This window comes from Streptomyces sp. NPDC001153, assembly GCF_053598315.1.
The window spans coordinates 1-22,118 of the sequence record NZ_JBSFJZ010000061.1; the positions used below are offsets into that span (position 1 = coordinate 1).

At 72.2% G+C, this 22,118-nt stretch carries 23 protein-coding genes; 11 read left to right on the forward strand and 12 right to left on the reverse strand.

Annotation, left to right across the window (positions count from 1 at the left end):
• The first annotated feature begins 203 nt into the window (after positions 1-203).
• From ACWDEN_RS42335 to ACWDEN_RS42355, 5 genes are all read left to right on the forward strand, one after another.
• Positions 204-899: a TerB family tellurite resistance protein gene (locus ACWDEN_RS42335; protein WP_351622118.1), complete on the forward strand. Its 696-nt coding sequence runs from the start codon at positions 204-206 to the stop codon at positions 897-899.
• A gap of 144 nt (positions 900-1,043) precedes the next feature.
• Positions 1,044-3,116 (forward strand): MMPL family transporter, encoded by a 2,073-nt coding sequence (locus ACWDEN_RS42340; protein ID WP_450863265.1) that lies wholly within the window; start codon positions 1,044-1,046, stop codon positions 3,114-3,116.
• Positions 3,117-3,131: 15 nt separating this feature from the next.
• Entirely contained in the window at positions 3,132-4,346 is a 1,215-nt protein-coding gene (locus ACWDEN_RS42345; RefSeq protein WP_351622112.1) for a sensor histidine kinase, read from the forward strand.
• Entirely contained in the window at positions 4,343-5,008 is a 666-nt protein-coding gene (locus ACWDEN_RS42350) for a response regulator (RefSeq protein WP_450863267.1), read from the forward strand. The genes ACWDEN_RS42345 and ACWDEN_RS42350 overlap by 4 nt, the downstream gene beginning before the upstream one ends.
• Positions 5,005-6,288: a sialidase family protein gene (locus ACWDEN_RS42355; protein WP_351622106.1), complete on the forward strand. Its 1,284-nt coding sequence runs from the start codon at positions 5,005-5,007 to the stop codon at positions 6,286-6,288. Before ACWDEN_RS42350 ends, ACWDEN_RS42355 begins: the two co-directional genes overlap by 4 nt.
• An 11-nt stretch (positions 6,289-6,299) precedes the next feature.
• Here the strand turns inward: ACWDEN_RS42355 and ACWDEN_RS42360 are convergent, their stop codons facing one another.
• From ACWDEN_RS42360 to ACWDEN_RS42390, 7 genes are all read right to left on the reverse strand, one after another.
• On the reverse strand, positions 6,300-7,226 hold the full coding sequence (locus tag ACWDEN_RS42360) for a dihydrodipicolinate synthase family protein (protein ID WP_450863270.1): 927 nt from the start codon (positions 7,224-7,226) through the stop codon (positions 6,300-6,302).
• 1 nt (position 7,227) lies between these two features.
• A complete protein-coding gene (locus ACWDEN_RS42365) occupies positions 7,228-8,232 on the reverse strand; it encodes an oligopeptide/dipeptide ABC transporter ATP-binding protein (protein ID WP_450863272.1) in 1,005 nt (334 codons plus the stop codon).
• Entirely contained in the window at positions 8,229-10,187 is a 1,959-nt protein-coding gene (locus tag ACWDEN_RS42370; RefSeq protein ID WP_450863274.1) for a dipeptide/oligopeptide/nickel ABC transporter permease/ATP-binding protein, read from the reverse strand. The genes ACWDEN_RS42365 and ACWDEN_RS42370 overlap by 4 nt, the downstream gene beginning before the upstream one ends.
• The gene (locus tag ACWDEN_RS42375; protein ID WP_351622094.1) at positions 10,187-11,143 is read right to left on the reverse strand and encodes an ABC transporter permease; all 957 of its coding nucleotides are present in this window, start codon (positions 11,141-11,143) and stop codon (positions 10,187-10,189) included. Before ACWDEN_RS42375 ends, ACWDEN_RS42370 begins: the two co-directional genes overlap by 1 nt.
• A gap of 4 nt (positions 11,144-11,147) precedes the next feature.
• On the reverse strand, positions 11,148-12,758 hold the full coding sequence (locus ACWDEN_RS42380) for an ABC transporter substrate-binding protein (RefSeq protein WP_351622121.1): 1,611 nt from the start codon (positions 12,756-12,758) through the stop codon (positions 11,148-11,150).
• A gap of 192 nt (positions 12,759-12,950) precedes the next feature.
• The gene (locus ACWDEN_RS42385) at positions 12,951-13,520 is read right to left on the reverse strand and encodes a phosphatase PAP2 family protein (protein WP_450863276.1); all 570 of its coding nucleotides are present in this window, start codon (positions 13,518-13,520) and stop codon (positions 12,951-12,953) included.
• A gap of 41 nt (positions 13,521-13,561) precedes the next feature.
• Entirely contained in the window at positions 13,562-14,587 is a 1,026-nt protein-coding gene (locus ACWDEN_RS42390) for a DUF2599 domain-containing protein (protein WP_351616851.1), read from the reverse strand.
• A 177-nt stretch (positions 14,588-14,764) separates the two neighbouring features.
• On the opposite strand from ACWDEN_RS42390, the gene ACWDEN_RS42395 reads away from it, so the two are divergent.
• On the forward strand, positions 14,765-14,971 hold the full coding sequence (locus ACWDEN_RS42395) for a hypothetical protein (protein ID WP_069781003.1): 207 nt from the start codon (positions 14,765-14,767) through the stop codon (positions 14,969-14,971).
• Here ACWDEN_RS42395 and ACWDEN_RS42400 read toward each other — a convergent pair.
• Complete coding sequence (locus tag ACWDEN_RS42400; RefSeq protein ID WP_351616855.1) at positions 14,968-15,174, reverse strand: DUF397 domain-containing protein; 207 nt, start codon at positions 15,172-15,174, stop codon at positions 14,968-14,970. The genes ACWDEN_RS42395 and ACWDEN_RS42400 overlap by 4 nt on opposite strands.
• Entirely contained in the window at positions 15,156-15,989 is an 834-nt protein-coding gene (locus tag ACWDEN_RS42405) for a helix-turn-helix domain-containing protein (protein WP_450863313.1), read from the reverse strand. Before ACWDEN_RS42405 ends, ACWDEN_RS42400 begins: the two co-directional genes overlap by 19 nt.
• A gap of 121 nt (positions 15,990-16,110) precedes the next feature.
• Here ACWDEN_RS42405 and ACWDEN_RS42410 point away from each other — a divergent pair, with 121 nt between their 5' ends.
• From ACWDEN_RS42410 to ACWDEN_RS42430, 5 genes are all read left to right on the forward strand, one after another.
• The gene (locus tag ACWDEN_RS42410; RefSeq protein WP_069783868.1) at positions 16,111-16,326 is read left to right on the forward strand and encodes a hypothetical protein; all 216 of its coding nucleotides are present in this window, start codon (positions 16,111-16,113) and stop codon (positions 16,324-16,326) included.
• A 69-nt stretch (positions 16,327-16,395) separates the two neighbouring features.
• Complete coding sequence (gene recO, locus ACWDEN_RS42415; protein ID WP_450863279.1) at positions 16,396-17,145, forward strand: DNA repair protein RecO; 750 nt, start codon at positions 16,396-16,398, stop codon at positions 17,143-17,145.
• 17 nt (positions 17,146-17,162) lie between these two features.
• The gene (locus ACWDEN_RS42420) at positions 17,163-18,014 is read left to right on the forward strand and encodes an isoprenyl transferase (protein WP_351616864.1); all 852 of its coding nucleotides are present in this window, start codon (positions 17,163-17,165) and stop codon (positions 18,012-18,014) included.
• Between the two features lie 40 nt (positions 18,015-18,054).
• Positions 18,055-19,386 (forward strand): histidine-type phosphatase, encoded by a 1,332-nt coding sequence (locus ACWDEN_RS42425; RefSeq protein ID WP_450863281.1) that lies wholly within the window; start codon positions 18,055-18,057, stop codon positions 19,384-19,386.
• Positions 19,387-19,422: 36 nt separating this feature from the next.
• Positions 19,423-19,956: a YcxB family protein gene (locus tag ACWDEN_RS42430; RefSeq protein ID WP_351616870.1), complete on the forward strand. Its 534-nt coding sequence runs from the start codon at positions 19,423-19,425 to the stop codon at positions 19,954-19,956.
• Between the two features lie 5 nt (positions 19,957-19,961).
• Here the strand turns inward: ACWDEN_RS42430 and ACWDEN_RS42435 are convergent, their stop codons facing one another.
• The 3 genes from ACWDEN_RS42435 to ACWDEN_RS42445 form a co-directional block, all read right to left on the reverse strand.
• On the reverse strand, positions 19,962-20,378 hold the full coding sequence (locus tag ACWDEN_RS42435) for a Fur family transcriptional regulator (RefSeq protein ID WP_351616873.1): 417 nt from the start codon (positions 20,376-20,378) through the stop codon (positions 19,962-19,964).
• Between the two features lie 63 nt (positions 20,379-20,441).
• A complete protein-coding gene (locus ACWDEN_RS42440) occupies positions 20,442-21,344 on the reverse strand; it encodes a metal ABC transporter permease (protein ID WP_351616875.1) in 903 nt (300 codons plus the stop codon).
• Positions 21,344-22,114 (reverse strand): metal ABC transporter ATP-binding protein, encoded by a 771-nt coding sequence (locus tag ACWDEN_RS42445; RefSeq protein ID WP_450863284.1) that lies wholly within the window; start codon positions 22,112-22,114, stop codon positions 21,344-21,346. The genes ACWDEN_RS42440 and ACWDEN_RS42445 overlap by 1 nt, the downstream gene beginning before the upstream one ends.
• Positions 22,115-22,118 lie beyond the last annotated feature (4 nt).

Genomic DNA, 22,118 nt, shown 5'->3' on the forward strand with positions numbered 1-22,118 from the left:
CCGGGGCGCCCCCGCCCCCCCCGCCCCGCGGGGCGGCCGCCCCCCCCCCGGCGCCGCGGGCGGGCCCGCCGCCCCGGCTGTTCTCGGCCACGGGGCCGGTCAGGTCACAGAAAGGTCTCTTACGGGGTACTGACTCAGCCTTGGTGATGTGGCTAACATCACGCCAGCGCGGCGATGTTGCCGCGTCGTTACGGAGGTGCGACGTGCTGCCAGTACGGGGACGAGACGGCCGTGCCACCAGGGCTGTGCACATCCTGCGCATCCGCACCGCGTGGACACCCGTGGGGGACGGCGAGTTCTACTGCCCCGGCTGCGGAGGCGACCGCAACTACCAACGGCTCACCGGCCGCCGCAGGCTCACCCTGCTCGGCGTCCCCCTGCTGCCGCGCGGCACCGCGGGCCCGGTCGTGGAGTGCGCCGCCTGCCGCCACCACTACGGCACCGACGTCCTCGACCACCCCACCACCCGCCGCTTCTCCGCGATGCTCCGCGACGCCGTGCACACCGTCGCCCTCGCCGTGCTCGCCGCGGGCGGCACCTCCTCCCGTACGGCCCTGGAGACGGCCGCGGCAGCGGTGCGCGCCGCCGGCTTCGACGGCTGCACCGAGGAACAGCTGGCCGCCCTGGTCGAGGCCCTCGCCGCCGACACCGGCCGGGTCCTCGGCGCGGAGTGCGGCACCAGCCTGACCATAGAGCTGCACGAGGCCCTGGACCCGCTCGCCCCGCACCTCGCCCCGGCCGGCCGCGAGTCCCTCCTCCTCCAGGCCGCCCGCATCGCCCTCGCCGACGGCCCCTACACCCCCGCCGAACGCGACGCCCTCACCACGGTGGGCGCGGCCCTCACCATCTGCGCCCCCGACGTGACCCGCCTGCTGGCAGCGGCGCGGACGCCGTCCTGATACTCCCCCGGGAGTAACGGCGCGCCCCGGTCACCCCCGGCAGTAGCGCCGAACTCGCCTTCAGGCCCGACGAACGGCGTCCCTTTCGCCGGAAGTCTGGAAGCCGTATCCAGACATCCGCTGCGGAGGGGAGGCCCGATTTCCATGGGGGCCGCGAAGACACGAAAAGGCCGGGGGCTGCCCTGGCTGGTGGTCGGGCTGTGGGCGGTGCTGCTGGCCGTCGCCGGGCCGTTCGCCGCCCAGCTGGCCGACGTCCAGCACGACCGGGCCACCGACTACCTGCCGGCGTCCGCCGACTCCACCCAGGCCGCCAAGCTGCAGGACCGGCTGCCCGGCGGCCAGAGCACCGAGCTGGTCCTCGTCTACCACCGGTCCACCGGTCTCACCGCCGCCGACCGGACCACGGCACGGACCCAGGTCGCCGAGATCGCCCACCGGCACCCTCTGTCCGGAAGCACCCCGCACGGCATCCCGTCCGCCGACGGCACCACCCTCATCTACCCGGTCACCAGCAACGAGCCCGGCACGGACGAGAAGAAGCGGAACACCTTCGTAGACGACGTCCGCCAAGTCGCGCATGACCAGGGTGGGTTGAGCGTGCAGGTGGGCGGTGCGGCCGCGCTCGCCACCGACGCCTCCGGGGTGTACGCCTCGCTCGGCGGACCCCTGCTCTACACCACGGTCGCCGTCGTCGCGCTCCTGCTCGTCCTCATCTACCGCAGCCCCCTGCTGTGGCTGGTCCCGCTCCTCGTCGCCGGCCTCTCCGACTTCCTCGCCCGCGCCGCCGCCTACGGCCTCAACCAGGCCTTCGGCACCACCGTCTCCGGTCAGAGCGCCGGCATCATGACCATCCTCGTCTTCGGCGCCGGCACTGACTACGCCCTGCTCCTCGTCTCCCGTTACCGCGAGGAACTCCGCCGGCACGAGCGCCCGTACGACGCGATGCGCGCCGCCCTGCGCGGCTGCGGGCCCGCCGTCCTCGCCTCCTCCGGCACGGTCGCCGCCGGACTGCTCTGCCTGCTCGCCGCCGACCTCAACTCCAGCCGGGGCATGGGGCCGCTCGGCACGGTCGGCGTGCTGTGCGCGCTCGCCGCGATGCTCACCCTGCTCCCCGCCGTCCTCGTCCTGCTCGGCCGCCGCGTCTTCTGGCCGCTTCTCCCGGCGTACGGCAGCGAGCCCAAGGCCCGCCGCCGGTCCCTGTTCGCGGCGATGGGCTCCTCGGCCGGGCGCCGCCCGCTGACCGTCCTCGCCTCCGGCGCCGTCCTGCTCGGCGCGCTCGCGCTGGGCACCCTGAACCTGCCCGGCGCGATCAAGCAGCTGGACACCTTCGTGCACCGGCCCGAGTCCGTGACCGCCATGGAAACCGTCGCCAAGGCCTACCCGGAGCGGTCCGCGCAGCCCATCGACATCATGACCCCGGCATGGCGGGCCGACGCGAGCCTCGCCGTCGTCAAGGGCACCAGGGGAGTGGCGGACGCCCGCGAGGGCCGTACCGGCGGCGGCTGGACCGAGATCACGGTGACCGCGTCCGCCCCGCCCCAGTCCGCCGCCGAGACCGCCACCATCGAGGCGCTCCGGCACCGGCTGCCCGGCTCCCACGTCGGCGGGCCCAGCGCCCAGCAGCTCGACCTGAAGGACACAGGCGCCCGCGACCGTCTCGTGGTCGTCCCGATCGTGCTGCTGTCCGTGCTGCTGATCCTGGTCGTCCTGCTGCGCTCCCTGGTCGCCCCGCTGCTCCTCGTCGCGGCCGTCGTCGCCGTGTGGGGCGCCGCCCTCGGCCTCGGCGGGCTCGCCTTCGGGCCCCTGTTCGGCTTCCCCGGCACCGACCCCGGCCTCGGCCTGCTGTCCTTCGTCTTCCTGGTCGCCCTCGGCGTCGACTACGGCATCTTCCTGATGCACCGGATGCGGGAGGAGTCGGTCAAAGGCGCCGAACCGGCGGCAGCCGCCCTCACCGCCCTGCGCACCACCGGCGGGGTCATCGCCTCCGCCGGACTGGTGCTCGCCGCCACCTTCGCGGTGCTGACCAACATGGGCCTGGTGCCGCTGGTCGAGCTGGGCTTCGTCATCGCCGTCGGCGTCCTGCTGGACACCTTCCTCGTCCGCACCTACCTGGTGACCAGCGCGAGCGTCGCGCTCGGGCACAGGGTGTGGTGGCCGGGCCGGCTGTCCCGTCCGGCACCGGACGCCGACCGGACACCGGAGCCGGTGAACGCGTAGCGGAAGATGAATCCCGTGCAGGCAACCGTCACGAACCCCGTGCAGGCCACCATCGCCGCGTCCCGGCCCGGCCGGACCCTCGCGTCCCTGGATCCCCTGCGGCAGGACGCGCTCCTGGCCGCCGCGCTCGCCGCGCTCGCCTCCGCCATCGCCGTCACCGTCGGCAGCGGCCGGCACCCGGACGCGCTCGGCTGGGCCCTGCTGCTCGGCCTGCACGTGCCGCTGGCCTGGCGCCGGAGGGCCCCGCTCACCGTGCTGGCCGTCATGATCACGCTGATCGCGACCTACCACCAGCTGGACTACAACCACTCGGCGCCCACCGCCGCCTCGATGGTCGTCCTCTACACGGTGGCGGTGACCCACGGCCCCCGGCGCACGGCCTTCGTCGGCGCCGCCGTCGTCATGCTGATGCTGCTGCTGAAGATCCGCCACGGCATGGCCGGGGTCCAGGTGAGCTTCCAGATCACCGGCTGGATCGTCTCCATGCTGGTCCTCGGCGGGTACCTCCGCGTCCACCGGGAGAACGCCGCCGCCGCCGTGGAACGCGCCGAACGCGCCGAACGGACCCGCGAGGAGGAGGCCCGGCGCCGGGTCGCCGAGGAACGCCTGCGCGTCGCCCGCGACCTGCACGACCTGCTCGCCCACACCATCACCCTCATCGGCGTGCAGACCTCGGTCGCCGCGCACGTCCTGGAGGCCGACCCCGAACGCCTGGACCGTACGGCCGTCGCGAAGGCCCTCGACGACATCGCCGAGACCTGCCGCACGGCCCGCGGCGAACTCCGTACGACCCTGGAGGTGCTGCGCGACCCCGGCACCCCGGACGCCCGCGGCCCGCTGCCCGGCCTCGAGGGCCTCGCCGAACTCGCGAAGTCGGCGGCCGCCCGGGTGGAGCTGACCGTGCGGGCCGACGGGGTGCCGCCGGCCGTCGGCGCCGCCGCCTACCGGATCGTGCAGGAGGCGCTCACCAACGCGGTACGGCACGGCGGCCGGGCCGACCTGACCGTGCGCGTGGGCGTGTACGAGGAGCGGGGCGCCCTGCGCGTCCGGGTCACCGACGACGGTGCGGGCGGCGCCGGCGACGGTCCGCCCGGCTTCGGGCTCGTCGGGATGCGGGAGCGGGCCCGCAGCGTCGGCGGCACGGTCGACGCCGGACCGCGCGCCGACGGCCGGGGCTACGAGGTGAGCGCCGTACTGCCGCTGGGGGAGAAACCGGGGGACCGGAGATGATCCGGGTACTGCTCGCCGACGACCAGACCCTGGTGCGGGCCGCGTTCGCGATGCTCGTGGAGTCGGCGCCGGACATGGAGGTCGTCGGGCAGGCCGGCACCGGCGGCGCGGCCGTCGACCTCGCCCGCGCCGAGCGCGCCGACGTGGTGCTGATGGACATCCGCATGCCCGGCCTCGACGGCATCGAGGCGACCCGGCTGATCGCCGCCGACGAGGACCTCGCCGGGGTCAGGGTCCTGGTGCTCACCACCTACGACACCGACGAGCACGTGGTGGAGGCGCTGCGCGCCGGTGCCTCCGGATTCCTGGTGAAGGACACCCGTCCGGCCGACCTCCTCGACGCGATCCGCACGGTCGCGGCGGGCGAGGCACTGCTCTCACCGGGGCCCACGGCACGCCTGATCGAGCGGTTCCTGCGCAGCCCGTCCGCCCCCGCCACGGGCGGCCCCGAGTGCCTGTCGGACCGGGAGCGCGAGGTGCTGACCCTGGTCGCGCGCGGCCTCAACAACGCCGAGATCGCCGAGGTGTTGGGGCTGAGCCCGCTCACCGCCAAGACCCACGTCAGCCGGATCATGGGCAAGCTCGGCGCCCGGGACCGCGCCCAGCTGGTGATCGTCGGCTACGAGTCGGGGCTGGTGATTCCTGGGAGCATGGGCGGGTGACACCGAAGAGCCGCACCCTGCTCACCGCCCTCGCGCTCCTCACCTCGCTCACCGCCTGCCTCTCCACGGCGGCCTCCGCCCGGGCGACGCCCATGACCGGTGGGACGGCACGAGAGACACCCGCCCGCGCCACGTCCGCACACGCCCGCCACGGACAAGCCAACCCCCGCTGCGTCTCCTCGGTGCCGTACGTCTCCGGTCAGGGCGGCTACGCCGCCTACCGGATCCCCGCGATCGTGCGGACCCTCCCCCACGCCCGAAGCGACTCGCGCGGGAAGACCCCCACCGGCACCCTGCTGGCCTTCGCCGAGGGGCGGCGGGACGGCGTCGGCGACAGCGGTGACATCGATGTCGTCCTGCGCCGCTCCACCGACGGCGGCTGCACCTGGGGCCCGCTGACCGTCGTGGCCGCCGGAGACGGCGACACCCGGGGCAACCCGGCGCCGGTGGTGGACCCGCGCACCGGTGCCGTCGTCCTGGTGACCTGCGCCAACAGCGGGAGGGCGACGGAGGGACAGATCCAGCAGGGTGCGGCGGACCGCCGGGTGTTCGTGCAGCGCAGCTGGGACGACGGCCGGCACTTCACACCCCCGGCGGACATCACGGCCCAGGTGAAGCGGCCCGGCTGGCGCTGGTACGCCACCGGGCCCGGCCACGCCGTCGCCCTCACCCGGGGCCCGCACGCCGGCCGCCTGCTCGTCCCCGCCAACCACTCCGTCGCCCCGCCCGCCGGTTCCTCCGGCCGCGGGGCCCGGTACGACGGCGGGCACGCGCTCTACAGCGACGACGGCGGCCGCACCTGGCACCTCGGCTTCGTGACCGACACCCGCGACGGCGTGACCAACGTCAACGAGACGACCGCCGCCCAACTCCCGGACGGCAGGCTCTACTTCAACGCCCGCGACCAGTACGGCACCGCCCCCGGCAACCGCCTCGACACCTACTCCGGCGACGGCGGCACCACCCTCGACCGCCCCTACGCCGTCCAGCCCACCCTGAACGACGTCCCGGTCGTCCAGGGCAGCCTCCTCCAACTCACCGGCCGCAAAGCCCCGTTGCTGTTCTCCGGCCCCTCAGTGCCGACCGCCCGCCGCGCCCTGGCGATCTGGTCCAGCACGGACTGCGGCCACACCTTCACCAGGCTGCTCACCCTCTCGGACCGCCCGGCCGCCTACTCCGACCTGGTCCAGCTCGGCCAGGACACGATCGGCGTGCTGTACGAGACGGGCACCACCCACAGCTACGACACCCTGGAGTTCCGCAGACTGACCCTGACCTGAGCCGGAAGGGACTACAGCAACCCCGCCGCCGCCAGGAACTTGCCGACCCTCTCGGCCTCCTCCCCGGACAACGGCACCTGCGGCTCCGCCGTCACCGGGCAGTCGATGACGCCCCGCAGGTGCAGCGCGGCCTTGAACGCGCCCAGCGCCGACGAGCTGCCGCCCATCCGCGCCGGATCCCCGACCGTGACCATCCCGAACAGCGCGCACAGCCGTTCCTGCTCCGCCCGCGCCCCCTCCCAGTCGCCGGCGCGGCACATCCGGTACAGCCGGACGTACCCGTGCGGGTCGACGTTGGCCAGCCCCGGCACCGCCCCGTCGGCACCCAGCGCCAGCGCGGAGTCCACGATGAGCTCGGAGCCGGTCAGCACGCTGAACCCGGGGTGCGCGCGGGAGCCGGTGACGATCTCGCGGAAGGCGGCCAGGTCCCCGCTGGAGTCCTTGATCCCGGCCAGTACCCGGTCGGCGGCCAGACCCAGCACCACCTCGGCGGGGAGCTTGGTGTGCACGGCGACGGGGATGTCGTAGGCGATGACCGGCACCGCGGACGCGGCGGCGATCCGGCGGTAGTGGTGGACGATCTCGGAGCGGTGGGTGCGGGCGTAGAAGGGGGCGGTGACGACCACCGCCTCCGCTCCGGCCGCCGCGACCGCCGCGACGTGGTCCAGGACGCGCGGCGTGGTCATGTCGATGGCGCCGGCCAGGACCGGCAACTGGCCGCCCACGTGCGCCACGACCGCCTCCACGACCTGCCTGCGCTGCCGGTCGGTGAGGAACGCGGCCTCGGACGTGGACCCGAGCAGGAACAGCCCGTGCACCCCGCCCTCCACCAGGTGGTCGACCAGCCTGAGCAGCGAGCGGACGTCCACCTCGCGCTCCGGTGTCAGGGGCGTGCAGACGGGCGGGACGACACCGGTGAGCGGGGTGGGGAAGGGCATGTCAGGGCTCCTGGCGTGCTAGGTCGCGGGTCGATTCCTCCTCCTCGACAGGATGGTGGCACCGGTAGCGGTGTCCGGGCCGCCACGCGGCCGAGAAGTCCGGCATCACCTCGGCACACAACCCGTCCGCCTTCCAGCAGCGGGTGCGGAACGGGCAGCCGCCGGGCGGCCGGGTCGCCGAGGGCACCGGACCGGTCAGCGGGATCGGGTCGAGGGGATCCAGCAGGCCGGGCGTGGCCGAGAACAGGGCACGGGTGTACGGGTGCCGGGCGGCGTCGGTGACCCGGCCGGCCGGGGTCTCCTCCACGATCCGGCCCAGGTACATGGTGATCACCCGGTCGCTCATCCGCCGTACCGTCTGGATGTCGTGCGAGACGAACACCAGGGCCAGACCGAGGCGCTCCTTCAGGTCCAGCAGGAGGTTCAGGATCTGCGCGCGGACCGACACGTCCAGGGAGCTGGTCGGCTCGTCGGCGACCACCAGCGCCGGGTCCAGGGCGAGGGCGCGGGCGATGGCGACGCGCTGCCGCTGCCCGCCGGAGAGCTGTCCGGGCAGCGCGTCGGCCAGCGCCCGGGGCAGCCCGACCAGGCCCATCAACTCCCTCACCCGGTCCTCCCGTTCGGCCCGCGTGCCCCGCTGGTGCACATCCAGCGGGTCGCGCAGGATCCGCCGTACGGTGAGCCGCCGGTTGAGCGCGGTCGACGGGTCCTGGAAGACCATCCCGACGCCCGCGCCGACGGTGGCCCGGCGCTCGGCGGGCGGCATCCTCCACAGGTCCCGGCCCCGGAACGCCACCGTTCCGGACGTCGGCCGCTGGATGCCCACCAGCACCCGCGCCAGCGTCGACTTCCCGCACCCCGACTCGCCCACCACGCCCACCGTCTCCCCGGCGGCCACGGTGAGGTCGGCTCCGGTCAGGGCGTACACCCGGTCGCGGCGCAGCAGCCCGCCGCTGCGGGCCCTGTGCACGACGTGGGCGTCCCGGACGTCGATGACGGCGTTCACTGCGGAGCCTCCTCCACCGGCACGGCCGGATGATGGCAGGCGGCCGTGTGGGTGGCCGTACCGGCCAGGACGGGCGTCTGCGCGTGGCACACCTCGCTCGCCAGCGGGCAGCGGTCGGCGAAGCGGCAGCCCGCCGGGAAGTCGGCCGGGGCCGGTACGACCCCCTTGATCTGCGTGATGCGTTCCTCGGCCGACTCCAGCGAGAGCACGCTGCCGAGCAGCCCGCGCGTGTAGTGGTGGGCCGGCGCCGCCACCAGGTCGGCGGTCACCCCGCTCTCCACGATCTGCCCGCCGTACATCACCACCACCCGGTCGGTGACGTCGGCGACCAGCGCCAGGTCGTGCGAGACCAGGATCAGCGCGAACCCGAGCTCCTCGCGCAGCCGCAGCAGCAGCTCCATCACCTGGGCCTGCACGGTGACGTCCAGGGCGGTCGTCGGCTCGTCGGCGACGATCAGCTGTGGCTCGCGGGAGAGTGCCATGGCGATGAGCACGCGCTGGCGCTGCCCGCCGGACAGCTCGTGCGGATAGCTGCGCAGGGTGCGCTCGGGGTCCAGGCCGACCAGCTCCATGAGCTCGCGCGGACTGCGCCGGCCACCCCGCCGGACGAGCTGTTTCAGCTGGGCGCGGATGGTCATCGCCGGGTTCAGCGAGGACAGGGCGTCCTGGTGGACCATCGCCATCTCGTGCCCGAGCAGCCGCCGCCTGGCCCGCATCGGCTCGGCGAGCAGGTCCCGCTGCCGGAACCGCACCTGGCCGCCGATGCGCGCGCCCCTCGGCTGCAGCCCCATGACGGTCAGCGCGGTCAGCGACTTCCCGCAGCCCGACTCGCCCACCAGGCCGAGCACTTCGCCGGGGTACACCTCGAAGCCGACCCCGGCGACGATGTCCACGCCCCGGTGCCGGTCCGGGAAGCCGATGGTGAGGTTCTCCACGGCGAGCACCGGCTGCCCGCTCCGGTCGGGCAGCGGCCGGGCCCGGGACCGCAGCCGCCGGGCGGCCTCGGTCAGCCCGGGGAGCGGCAGTACGTCACCGGGTTCCGCCGTCTCCCACCGGTCCTCGGGTGAGGCCACCTCCCGCGCGGCCGGTGCCGCCCACGCGTCGGACACGCCCTCGGAGAGGATGTTCAGCGACAGCACGGTCAGCAGGATCAGCAGCCCGGGGAAGACGGTCGCCCACCAGCCGCCGGTCAGCACCATGTTCTTGCCGTCGGCGATGACACTGCCCCAGGACGGGTCCGGGGGCCGCACCCCGGCGCCGATGAAGGACAGCGACGCCTCGAACACGATCGCCTCGGCGACCTGGACCGTGCAGAACACCAGCACCGGGGCGGCGCAGTTGACGGCCACGTGCCGGGCCACGATGTGGGGCGTACGGGCGCCGATCACCCGTTCCGCGGTGACGTAGTCCTCGCCGTACTGGTCGAGGACGTTGGCCCGCATCACCCGCGCCACCGGCGGGATGAACAGGAAGGCGATGGCGCAGATCAGCACGCCGATCCCGCCTCCGAAGACCGCGACCAGCACGGCCGCGAGCGCGATCCCCGGGAACGCCATCACCACGTCCAGGCAGCGCATCAGCGTCTCGTCGACCGCCTTGCGGGAGGTGGCGGCCACCGCCCCGATGACGGCACCCACGGCCAGCGCGAGCGCCGTCGCCCCCAGCCCGATCGCCAGCGACCACCGGGCGCCGTACATCAGCCGGCTCAGGATGTCCCGGCCGAGGCTGTCCTGCCCGAGCCAGTGCGCGGCGGACGGATGCCCGCTGCCGCCGACCGGGTCCTGCTGGTCCAGCGGATCGTCGGGGGCAAGCAGCGGGGCGAGTACGGCGACGAGGAGGACGAGGACCAGGAAGCAGACGGCGGCCTTCGACAGCAGCGGCAGCCGGCGCCGGCCCCGCAGCCGCACGCCGCCGGGCCGGGAGAGCCGCTCGGCAAGACTGGCGCGCGTGACCATCAGCCCGTCCTCAGACGTGGGTTGACCAGCAGATACAGGATGTCGATGACGAGATTGACGACGACGAACCCGGTGGCGGTCGTCAGCACCACTCCCTGCACCACCGCCGGGTCGCCGTTCTGCACGGCGTCGATCATCAGCTTGCCCATGCCGGGCAGCGAGAAGATCGTCTCGATGACGACGGCACCGCCGAGGAGGTAACCGACCCGCAGCCCGAGCACCGTCAGCGGATTGACCAGGGCGTTGCGCAGGACGTTCCGCCCGACGACGACCCACGGCGGCAGCCCGCTCCCGATCGCGGTCCGCACATAGTCCTTGTCCAGCTCCTCCACCACCGACGTCCGCACGATCCTCGTCAGCTGGGCGGCCACCGGCAGGGAGAGGGCGAAGGCGGGCAGCGCCATGGTCCTCAGCCAGCCGGTGACCGAGTCGGCCGGGTTGATGTAGCCGCCGGTCGGGAACCAGCCGCGGTCCACCGCCAGGTACTGGATCATCAGCAGTGCCAGCCAGAAGCCGGGGGCGGCCACTCCGAGCAGCGAGACCACCCGGATGACCTGGTCCGGGATCCGGTCCCGGTACACGGCCGCCGTGACGCCGCCCGCCAGCGCCAGCACCACCGCGAGGGCGAGGCCGAGGAAGGTCAGCTGGAGGGTGAGCGGCAGCGCGGTGGTGACCTGGTCGGCCACCGGCGCCCGGGTCAGGGCACTGGTGCCGAGGTCGCCGTGGAGCAGGTCGCCGACGAAGTGGACGTACCGGACGGGCAGCGGATCGAGCAGGCCGTTGCGTTCGCGGAAGTCGTGGAGCTGCTGCGGGGTCGGGTTGGCGCCCTGGAAGAACGCGGACGCGGGATCGACGTCCGAGAACCGCATCACCAGGAACACGAACAGCACGATCCCGAGCATCAGCGGCACGAGCAGCGCGATACGGCGGAGCAGGATCCGTACGACGGCCGTCATGCCGTCAGACCCACTTGGCCTGGAGGAGATTGATGCCGGGGTAGGGCTGCGCCCTTATACCCGTGAGCTTCCGGGGATCCCAGGCGGTCATCAGCTCGTTGTGCACGACCGGGTACAGCACGGCCTGCTCGGCGACGACATCGATGTAGTCCTGGATCATCGCCTTCTTCCTCTCCGGGTCCGGCTCCCGGGTCGCCCGGTCCATGTCCGTGAAGAGCTGCCTGGCGACGGGGTCGCCGGCCCACCGGGTGTACCCCATCCACAGGTTCTGCGGCCCGTAGTTGTAATGCATGATCAGGTCGGCGTCGAGCCCGAACTGGTTCGGATTGGAGGCCGCGGCGACGACCTGGTAGTCCTGCTTCTGGTCCATCTTGGTGAACACGGCCGTGGTCTCCTGCGGCGCCAGCGTCGTCTCCACGCCGATCGCGTCCCAGGAGGACTTGATGGTCGGCAGACAGTCCACGATCCAACTGACGTTCACGGCAAGGATGTTGACCTTGAGGCCGTCGACCCCGGCGGCTTTCAGCAGGGCCTTCGCCTTCTCGGGGTCGTAGTCGTAGACGGTCCTGGCGCGCCGGTAGGCCGGGTTGCCCTCGTTGAGGAACGAGGAGGCCGGCCTGCCGTGCCCCTTCAGGGCGACCTGCACCATCTTCTCGGTGTCGATGGCGTAGTGCAGCGCCTGCCGCACCCGCACGTCGTCGAACGGCTTGTGCCGGGTGTTGAACATCAGGAACAGGTTGTTCATCCCGGCGCCACCGGCGACCTTGAGCCCGCCCTGCTCCAGCCGCGCGATGTTGGCGTAGGGGATGTTGTCGGCGATCTGCGCCCCGGCGTCGGACCCGGAGATCTTCGCGACGCGGGAAGCGGCGTCCACGATGGTCAGCCAGTTCATCCGCTTGAAGGCGGGCGGGCGGGGCCCGTTGTAGCCGGCGTACGCCTCGAAGGTGGTGTTGGACTTCGGATGGTGCGCGGTCTGCCGGTACGGCCCCGAGCCGACGGCCAGCCCCTTGATGGCGTCGTCCCAGCCGCCCGGCCTGGAGAAGACGTGCTGCGGCATGATCTTGGCGAGGGTGAGCCGGGAAAGCCCGTCGGGGAAGGGGAACCTGAGCACGAGCTCGACGGTGCGGGAGTCGACCCTGCGGACGCCGCTCAGCCAGCTCGCGAAGAACCCCTTGGCGAGGGTCTGGGTCTTCGGGTCGAGGATCCGGTCGAAGACGAACACGACGTCGTCGGCGGTGACGGGCTTGCCGTCGTGGAAGGTCGCGCCCGAGCGCAGGGTGAACCGCCAGGTGGTGGCGCCCGCGTCCTTGGGCACCTCGGTGGCGAGCGCCGGGTACGGCACCCGGGTGATCGGATCGGTGTCCAGCAGTCCTTCGTAGACATGGTGGTTGGCGGCCATGCAGAACGCCGACGCCGTCTGCGTCGGATCCCAGCTGCCGTCGTTGCCGTAGCCGATCACGGCGGTCAGCGTCCGGTCCTTGCCGCTGCCGCCGCTCCCGGTGTCGTTCGTGGACTCCGGTCCGGCTGAGCAGGCGGTCAGCGCGGGCGGCAGCCCGGCGGCCAGGGCGAGCGCGCCGACGCCGCCGAGGAAGGACCGGCGGTGTGGTGCCGGCATGTCGTGGGTCACGTCGTCACGCACGGGTCCTCCTGGCGGGGAGAGGGCAGGGAGGTACGACGTCCTACGTCCGGTGGGTCAGCGCGACCATAGGAGCGCGCCCAGGGGTGGTCAAGGGCGCATGCACGAATGGCGTAGCCGTCAGGGGCCGCACCAGTGCGGCCGAACCGGAGCGGCCCGGCAGGGAGATCCTCAGGGGGCCGGTTCCCCGTCGGTGGCGCGCCGGCGTACGAGGGTGCCGACGGCGGCGCCGATCGTGCCGCCCAGGAGCCAGCCGGCCAGGACGTCGGTCGTCCAGTGCACCCCGAGATACACGAGGGCCCACCCGGTCACCAGGTTCGCCGCGACCGCACCGGCCGACACGGTGAGCCGCCACGCCCGGCCCGGCCACCGCACCGCGAGGACGGCGGCGGCGGTGAGCCCGGCGACCAGGGCGGCGTCCGTCGACGGCATGGAGTATCCGCCCGCATGGACGAGTGCGAGGCCTGCGTCCGGGCGTGGCCGTGCGATGAGGTGCTTGAGCACCTGGGAGGCCACGACCGAGACGACGGCGGCGCCGCCCGCGGCCGCGACGAGCGGCCGCAGGCGGCGTACCACCAGCGCGGCGAGCAGTGCGGCCAGCAGCAGAGCGAGCAGGACCACGTTCAGGCCGAGGTCCATCAGCCCTTCGGCCAGGGCGGTCCAGCCGGCGCCGCGATGCGCGGCGAGCCACCGCAGGATGTCCCGGTCCGCCGCCGTCAGCGGAGCGAACGGCGCTGCCATGCCGCACTGCCTTTCCTGAGTCGTTCAGGTGCTGCCGGGGCTCACCACTCCCCGGGGAAGCCTCCCGGGCCCGGGTTGCACTTGTGGTTGATGGTGTCGGTCAGGCCGACGTCGGGGCGCCACTCGTCGAGGTCCCACGTGGCCTTGTTCGGCGAGTACCAGGAGACGATCAGCACGTGACAGATGTACTGGTTCTTCATCGAGCCCAGGTTGGTGTCCAGGCCGTGGTTCCGGTACTTGGCGTACAGCTCGTTCCAGCCGGCCTGCGCCGGAGCGTACCCGTTCCAGAACCGCTGCCAGTCGGTGGGCTGGACCTTCAGGGTCCACCCGTAGCCGGAGTGGTACGTCCAGGAGGCGCTGTGGATCAGGTCGCGCCACAGCCACGGGTCGGCGACGACCGGGTAGGCGATGTCGGCGGTGGTGGTGTGGTCGATCACCTGGACGAGCGAGTCGCCCTGGACCTCGTACCGGGTCGGGATGTCCTTGCCGTTCGCGTCCTTGGCCCAGGGGGCGGCGAACGCGCCGAGCGAGGTGCCGTCGGTGCCGGATATCAGCACGCTTCCGTCGTCCTGCACCGCCATGGTCGCACCGGCGGGAAGGCTCACGGGGTAGGTGTAGCGGGTCGGCGCGGTGCCGTCCCGGACGACGGTCTCCAGGCGGACGCTCTGGTCCAGCGGCTGCACCGCCAGATCGGTGGCGGGCGCGGCGTTCTGGTAGGTGATCGTCCCGTCGGAGGCGACCGCCGCGTCACCGCTCCCGCTGCCCGGCAGGCCGATGCCGATGGTGTCCCCGGGTGAGTCGGCCGGGGCGACCTGGACGGCGCCGGAGTTGTCCGCCGGTGCGGTCACCTTGATGTCGCTGCCGCTCGCCGTGAGCGTGCCGCCGTCCTTGCCCTCGGCCGGCGGGACGACGTCGGCCGGCGGTGCGACGTTGTTGACCTGCTGGGCGATCGTGTCCGCGGCGGCCGGCGGGTCGGTGGGAGTGCCGTCGGCCAGAGCCGTGCCCCCCGCGTACATCACCAGCGCCACGGCGACAGCGACTGGTCTGGACAGGGTCTTCACGCGCATGCGTTCCCCCCTTGAACTCGATGAGCGTGCCGAAGACGTGAAGGAAACGTGTGTGAATTTCACATGGTCTTCACGTCGGACAGATCATGACACAGAGGGAAGTCCTGGAGTGACACCTGGTCAAAAAGGGAGAATCAGCAGGACATTTTTTGGCCCGCCCTGCCCTACTCTGGGGGCATGGGTGAGACGGTTGACGCCAAGGCCAGGGGTGCGGTGCGCAAGGGTGTGAAGATCGCCCTCGTGGTGGTGGTGACGGCCGTCGCCGCGCTGCCGCTCGCCATGCTCGGCCTGTCCCGGCTCCCTGCCGAACGCGCCTACCAGCAGTGCGCCGAGCAGCCCGACGTCTCCAAGTGCCACGACCCCCTGACGTCCTGGCTGCCCTAGAGACGCGCGGCCGTCACGGCGCCGATGAACTCCCCCCAGGCGTCCGCCCCGACCACCAGCACATCACCAGCGGGCACCTTGCTGTCCCGGACGGGCACGAGCCCGGGGGCTCCGTCGGCGACCTCGATGCAGTCCTCCCCGCCGCTGCCTCCGCTGTAGCTGCTCTTGCGCCAGCGGGCGTTGCTCAGGTCGAACTCGCGCATCGTCTGTAGTCCTCCGCCACCGACTCGATCAGGGCCAGGGATGCCTCCGGCGACAGCGCGGCGGCCCTGATGTGATCGTAGGACGCCCGGGTCTGCTTCACCACCGCCGGTTCGTCCAGCAGGCTCCCCGAACGCACGCCTTCTGTATAGGTGGTTGGCGGCGCGTCCTCGAACTCCATGAGCTTCATCAGCTTGCCCATCTCCGGGTGTGCGCCCGCGGAGAAGGGCAGTGCCTGCACGATCACCTTGTGGTGCCGCGTCAGCGTCGCGGTGTGGTCCAGTTGGTGCGCCATGACGGACGCGTCGCCGACCGGGATGCGCAGGGCCGTCTCGTGGAGGACGCCCCAATACAGCGGCCGTGTAGCGTCGTCGAGGAGGCTCGTGCGGTCCATGCGTCCCCTGACCAGCTCCTCGATGTACTCGTGGGTCGCGAACGGATTGCTCGCCCGAAACACCGCCTGCGCGTACTCTCGCGTCTGAAGGAGCCCCGGGATCACCGCCGGCGCGTACTCGCAGATCTCGGTCGCCAGCCGCTCAAGCTCGGCGACGTGCGCGAAGTACTCGGTATACGGCTGCTCCTTGATGAGCTTTCGCCAGAGCCGTTCGAAAAAGCCGTCGGTTTGCAGGGCTTCGTCGATGCGCCGGGCCACGTCCAGCTGGGGCTTGCGGATCGCCTGCTCGAACTGGCCGATGTATCCGCCGGAGACGAAGACGCGGGTGCCCAGGTCGGCCTGGGTGAGTCCCCTGTCCTCCCGGCGCCGTTTCAGCTCGGCTCCGAAGAACTCCCACGCCGCCTGGCGCGAATCGTTGGCCATGGCCAACCCCCTTGACCTGCATCGCACTTGCAGGGCGCAGACCCCTGCCGAGTCTAGACGCGGAGAGTCACTCTGGATGTGCGAAGAGTGAAACCCGGCAGGAAGGGGCAGCGAGTTGGCCGTGAAGCCACCCGTCGGCAGCCATGCAGTGGACACCCGTACCGGACGGATCGGAGTAGTGATGGGGCATGTGGGGCCGTATGTGCAGCTGAGACCCTATGGCGGGGGGCGGGAGTGGGACGTGGACCCGGCGGCCGTACGGCCGGCCACCCCCGCCGAGCGGCTCAGCGCGGCCACCGCGTACGCCAACGCCCGCAGCCGTGGCGAGGTGCCCTAGGGGCGCCCGCCGGACGATTTCCGGTATCCGAGGGTCCGGGCACCGGAGAGCTTGCGCGAGAATGGGGCCATGAGTCTGTTCCGCGACGACGGCATCGTGCTGCGCACCCAGAAGCTGGGCGAGGCGGACCGGATCATCACGCTGCTCACGCGCGGTCACGGGCGGGTACGGGCCGTGGCCCGGGGCGTGCGGCGGACCAAGTCGAAGTTCGGGGCCCGGCTGGAGCCCTTCTCCCACGTCGACGTGCAGTTCTTCGCGCGCGGGAGCGAACTGGTCGGGCGGGGGCTGCCGCTGTGCACGCAGAGTGAGACCATCGCGCCGTACGGTGGCGGGATCGTCACCGACTACGCGCGGTACACCGCCGGGACGGCCATGCTGGAGACCGCCGAGCGGTTCACCGACCACGAGGGGGAGCCGGCGGTGCAGCAGTATCTGCTGCTCGTCGGTGCCCTGCGGACCCTCGCCCGGGGCGAGCACGCGCCCCACCTCGTCCTCGACGCCTTCCTGCTCCGCTCCCTCGCCGTCAACGGCTATGCCCCGAGTTTCAGCGACTGCGCGAAGTGCGGGATGCCCGGTCCGAACCGGTTCTTCTCCGTGGCCTCCGGTGGTTCCGTCTGCGCCGACTGCCGGGTGCCCGGCAGTGTCGTACCGTCGCCGCAGACCCTGGTACTCCTCGGGGCGCTGCTTACGGGAGACTGGGAGACGGCGGACGCGTGCGAGGCGCGGCACGTCCGGGAGGGCAGCGGGCTGGTGTCCGCCTACCTGCACTGGCATCTGGAGCGCGGGCTGCGTTCGCTCAGGTATGTGGAAAAGACGTAGAGGGAGACGAGAAGCACATGGTCGTACGCGGGATCCTGGGGCGCCAGCGGCGCGAGTACCAGGCGCCGGAGCCGCACCCGTCCGGCGCCCGCGCGCCCAAGCTCCCCGGCGAGCTGGTCCCGAACCACGTGGCCATCGTCATGGACGGCAACGGGCGGTGGGCCAAGGAGCGCGGGCTGCCCAGGACCGAGGGGCACAAGGTCGGGGCCGAGCGGGTGCTGGACGTGCTCCAGGGCTCGATCGAGATCGGTGTGCGCAACATCTCGCTCTACGCCTTCTCCACCGAGAACTGGAAGCGGTCCCCCGACGAGGTCCGCTTCCTGATGAACTTCAACCGCGACTTCATCCGCAAGACGCGGGACCAGCTCGACGCGCTCGGCATCCGGGTGCGCTGGGTGGGCCGCATGCCCAGGCTGTGGAAGTCGGTCGCCAAGGAGCTGCAGGTCGCCCAGGAACAGACCAAGGGCAACGACCTGCTCACCCTGTACTTCTGCATGAACTACGGCGGGCGGGCCGAGCTCGCCGACGCGGCGAAGGCGCTGGCCGAGGACGTCGCGGCGGGGCGGCTGGACCCGGCGAAGGTCAGCGAGAAGACCATCCAGAAGTACCTGTACTACCCCGACATGCCGGACGTGGACCTCTTCCTGCGGCCCAGCGGGGAGCAGCGCACCTCCAACTACCTGCTCTGGCAGAGCGCTTACGCAGAGATGGTCTTCCAGGACGTGCTGTGGCCCGACTTCGACCGCCGTGACCTGTGGCGGGCCTGCGTCGAATTCGCCTCCCGCGACCGGCGGTTCGGCGGCGCCGTCCCGAACGAGGAACTCCTCGCCATGGAGGCCGCGATGAAGGGCGACGAGTCCATCTCGTAGCCACCGGCGGTTCACACCGGTCGCCGAGGATGCGGGGTTCATGAGACGTCTCACGCCTGTCCTCGCCCTCGGCGCCCTGCTGCTCACCGCGTTACCCGCGCACGCCGCCGACGGCCCCCCGCACCGCGAGAGTTACGGCACCAAGGCGCCGTACGAGCCCGGGCAGGACCCGCGCACCTACGAGGAGCCCCCGGCCGGACACACCGCCGTCTTCACCGAGAACGTCTCCCGGCACGGCTCCCGTGCGGCGACCGGCAGCGAGGACGGCGACCTGGTCCTCGGGCTGTGGGACAAGGCGCAGGCGGAGGGCCGACTCACCGGCAGAGGTGAGGAGTTCGGGCCGACGGTGCGGGCGCTCATGGCCGCCATGGACAAGGTCGGGTACGGCAACCTCAGCGGGCGCGGCCGGCAGGAGATGCGGGACACGGCGACGCGGACGGAGCAGCGGCTGCCCACGCTGTTCACGAAGATCGCCGAGGAGGGCGAGAAGATCGACGTGGTCAGCTCCGGGCAGGGGCGGGCCGTGGACAGCGCGGGCGAGTACACCGGCGCCCTCGCCGCCGCCGACCCCCCGCTGAAGCCGCTGATCGGTCCCACCCGCACCGACAAGGACCTGCTGTACTTCCACAAGACGGCGGGCGGTGCCGCGTACCGCGACTACCTCGCGAACGACCAGCGCCTCAAGGACACGCTGAACGCGATCACCGACCAGCCCAGGACGCGGGAGGCCGCGCGCGGTGTGCTGCGCGGGATCTTCACGGAACCGTTCGTCGACGGGATCACCGACCAGGTGGGCGCCGCGCGGGCGATCTACAACCTGTACGCCATCGCACCGGCCATGACCGAGGAGAGCCCCGACCCCGGGGGCAGGGGCTGGGGCATGGACCGCTACATCCCGCGCGCGGACGCGTCCTGGTTCGGCTACCTCTCCGACGCCGAGGACTTCTACGAGAAGGGTCCCGGGTTCTCCGACAGCGACATCACCTACGCGATGGCCGGAGTCCTCCTGGACGACTTCTTCCGGCAGGTCGAGGCCAAGCGCGCCGGCACCAGCGGCCTCGGCGCCGAACTGCGCTTCACCCACGCCGAGGAGATCACCCCGCTCGCCGCGCTGATGGGCCTGCCGGGCAGCACGGAGCCGGCGACGCCCGGGAAGCCGTACACCTACGCCGACAACCCCTGGCGGGGCGCGTCGGTGGCGCCTCTGGGCGCGAACATCCAGTGGGACGTGTACGAGAAGGACGGCCGTTACCTCGTCCGCATGCTCTACAACGAGCGGGAGACGCCGTTCAAGGCGGGGTGCAGCCCGATCGCGGAGGGCAGCGCCTTCTACGACTTCGACGAGCTGGAGCGCTGCTTCGGGCGCGGTTGATCGCCCGTACGGCGAGCGGCTGTACGATTCCGCCTCATGGTCATGGACATGGGGCGGGACGCCGGACAGGGCGTGGTCGAGCTGGCCTACCAGCCGGCCGTGGACGACTACAGGGCAGCCCTGCGGGAGCGCCGGCGGGTCAGCAAGGCGGGACGCAGGCAGCGCCGGCTGGCCGTGGCGGCACTCGTCTGCGGCGCTGTGGGCATCGCGGCCGGGCTGACCCAGGGGCATGTACCGCTGTTCCTGATGATCTGGTTCCCCGCCTTCGGGGCCCTGCTCCTGCTGTCGCCCTGGTTGCAGGCCCGCCAGCTCTTCCGTCTCGCGGAGCGCAGCGGCGCGCACCATGTGACGGTGACCGAGGCAGGGCTCACCATGACCACCCAGAACGCCTCCGCGACGGTCAACTGGGCGGCGCGGCCGCGCTACCGGGAGGACAAGGAGGTGTTCGTGCTGTTCAGCGACGACAGGAACGCGGCATGCCTCACCGTGCTGCCCAAGCGCGGCCTCGCCGGTCCCGCCGATGTGGACAGGTTGCGGGCGACCCTCGACCGCAACCTGCGGCGCGCCTAGGAAACTCAGACGTCCTGAGCCGCGCAGTCAGAACATGTACCGAAGATTTCGACCGTGTGCGCCACGTTGACGTAACCATGTTCCGCGGCGATGGCCTCGGCCCACTTCTCCACGGCCGGTCCCTCCACCTCCACCGCCTTGCCGCAGGCGCGGCAGACCAGGTGGTGGTGGTGTTCGCCGGTCGAGCAGCGGCGGTAGACGGACTCGCCGTCGGACGTGCGCAGGACGTCGACCTCGCCGGCGTCGGCGAGGGACTGGAGGGTGCGATAGACCGTGGTCAGACCGACCGAGTCGCCCTTGTGCTTGAGCATGTCGTGCAGGTCCTGCGCGCTGCGGAACTCGTCGACCTCGTTCAGGGCCGCCGCCACGGCTGCCCGCTGTCGGGTCGCGCGGCCCTTCACGGGCGGTCCAGCGGTCGTCACCGTTGTCTCCTCACGTCTCGCTTCTGCCCGGGCGGCCATTGTGCCAGCCCGGGCTGTCAGCGGTCAGACGATGATCTCCTCGCCGGCCTCTCTCGTGGCCGGAATGGTGCACTCCGCCGGATCCCCGGCGGGCTGTGCGGCGGCCGCCGCGCGGGCGCGTCGGCGGGCCAGCGGCGTGGCCAGGACCGTCAGCGCGACGAACGCGGCGATGGTCAGCAGGACGATCGTCGCGCCGGGCGGCACGTCCTGGTAGTAGGAGGTGATCGTGCCGCTGACGGTCACGGCCACCCCGATCGCGACGGCGATCACGAACGTGGCGGTGAAGCTGCGGCTGAGCTGCTGTGCCGCCGCCACCGGCACCACCATCAGCGCGGACACCAGCAGCAGGCCGACGACGCGCATGGCGACCGTGACCGTGACCGCCGCCGTGACCGCCGTGAGGAGGTTGAGCGCGCGCACCGGCAGGCCCGTGACCCTCGCGAACTCCTCGTCCTGGCTCACCGCGAACAGCTGGCGGCGCAGGCCGAGGGTGACCAGCACGACGAACGCGGCCAGCAGACAGATCGACACGACGTCCGACTGCGAGACCGTCGACAGCGAGCCGAACAGGTACGTCGTCAGGTTCGCGTTGGAGCCCGTCGGCGCGAGGTTGATCAGCATCACACCGCCGGCCATACCGCCGTAGAAGAGCATCGCGAGGGCGATGTCACCGCGTGTGCGGCCGTACCAGCGGATCAGCTCCATCACGACCGCGCCGAGGACCGAGACGGCCGTCGCCGTCCACACGGGGGAGGTGGAGAGGAGGAAGCCGAGGCCGACGCCGGTCATGGCCACATGGCCGATGCCGTCGCCCAGCAGGGCCTGGCGGCGCTGGACCAGGTAGATGCCGATCGCGGGCGCGGTGATGCCGACCAGGACGGCGGCGAGCAGCGCCCGCTGCATGAAGTCGTAGTTCAGGAAGTCCATCAGCTCAGCAGCCCCGTCCGCGGAGATTCGGAACCCGCCGGTGCGTGCGGGTGTACGTGGTCGTGGCCGGGCAGCGCGTGCTGGCCCACGGCCTGCGGGGGCGGGCCGTCATGGAGGACGCAGCCGTCCCTGAGTACGACCGCACGGTCGATCAGGGGCTCCAGGGGGCCCAGTTCGTGCAGGACGAGCAGGACCGTCGTACCGGAGTCGACCTGTTGCTTCAGCGTGCGGGCGAGCACCTCCTGGCTGGCCAGGTCGACGCCGGCCATCGGCTCGTCCATGATCAGCAGTTCGGGCTCGGCGACGAGGGCGCGGGCGATCAGGACGCGCTGGTGCTGACCGCCGGAGAGGGCGTTCACCGAGTCCTTGGCGCGGTCGGCCATCCCGACCAGCTCCAGGGCCCGGTGCACGGCTTCCCGGTCGGTCCGGCGGAAGACGCCGAAGCGGGTGCGGGACAGGCGCCCGGACGACACGATCTCGGTCACCGTCGCGGGTACGCCGCCCGCGGCCGTCGTCCGCTGCGGTACGTAGCCCACGCGCGCCCAGTCGCGGAAGGCGCGGCGCGGGGTGCCGAACAGCTCGACCGCGCCGCCGCTGACCGGGACCTGGCCGATGATCGTGCGGATCGCCGTGGACTTGCCGGAGCCGTTGGCGCCGAGCAGCGCGACGACCTCGCCGCGGCGGACCGTGAGGTCGATGCCCCGGAGCACGGGGCGGGCGCCGAGTTCGGCGCTGACCCCGCGCAGGGATATGACGGGTTCGCTGGTCATCTCG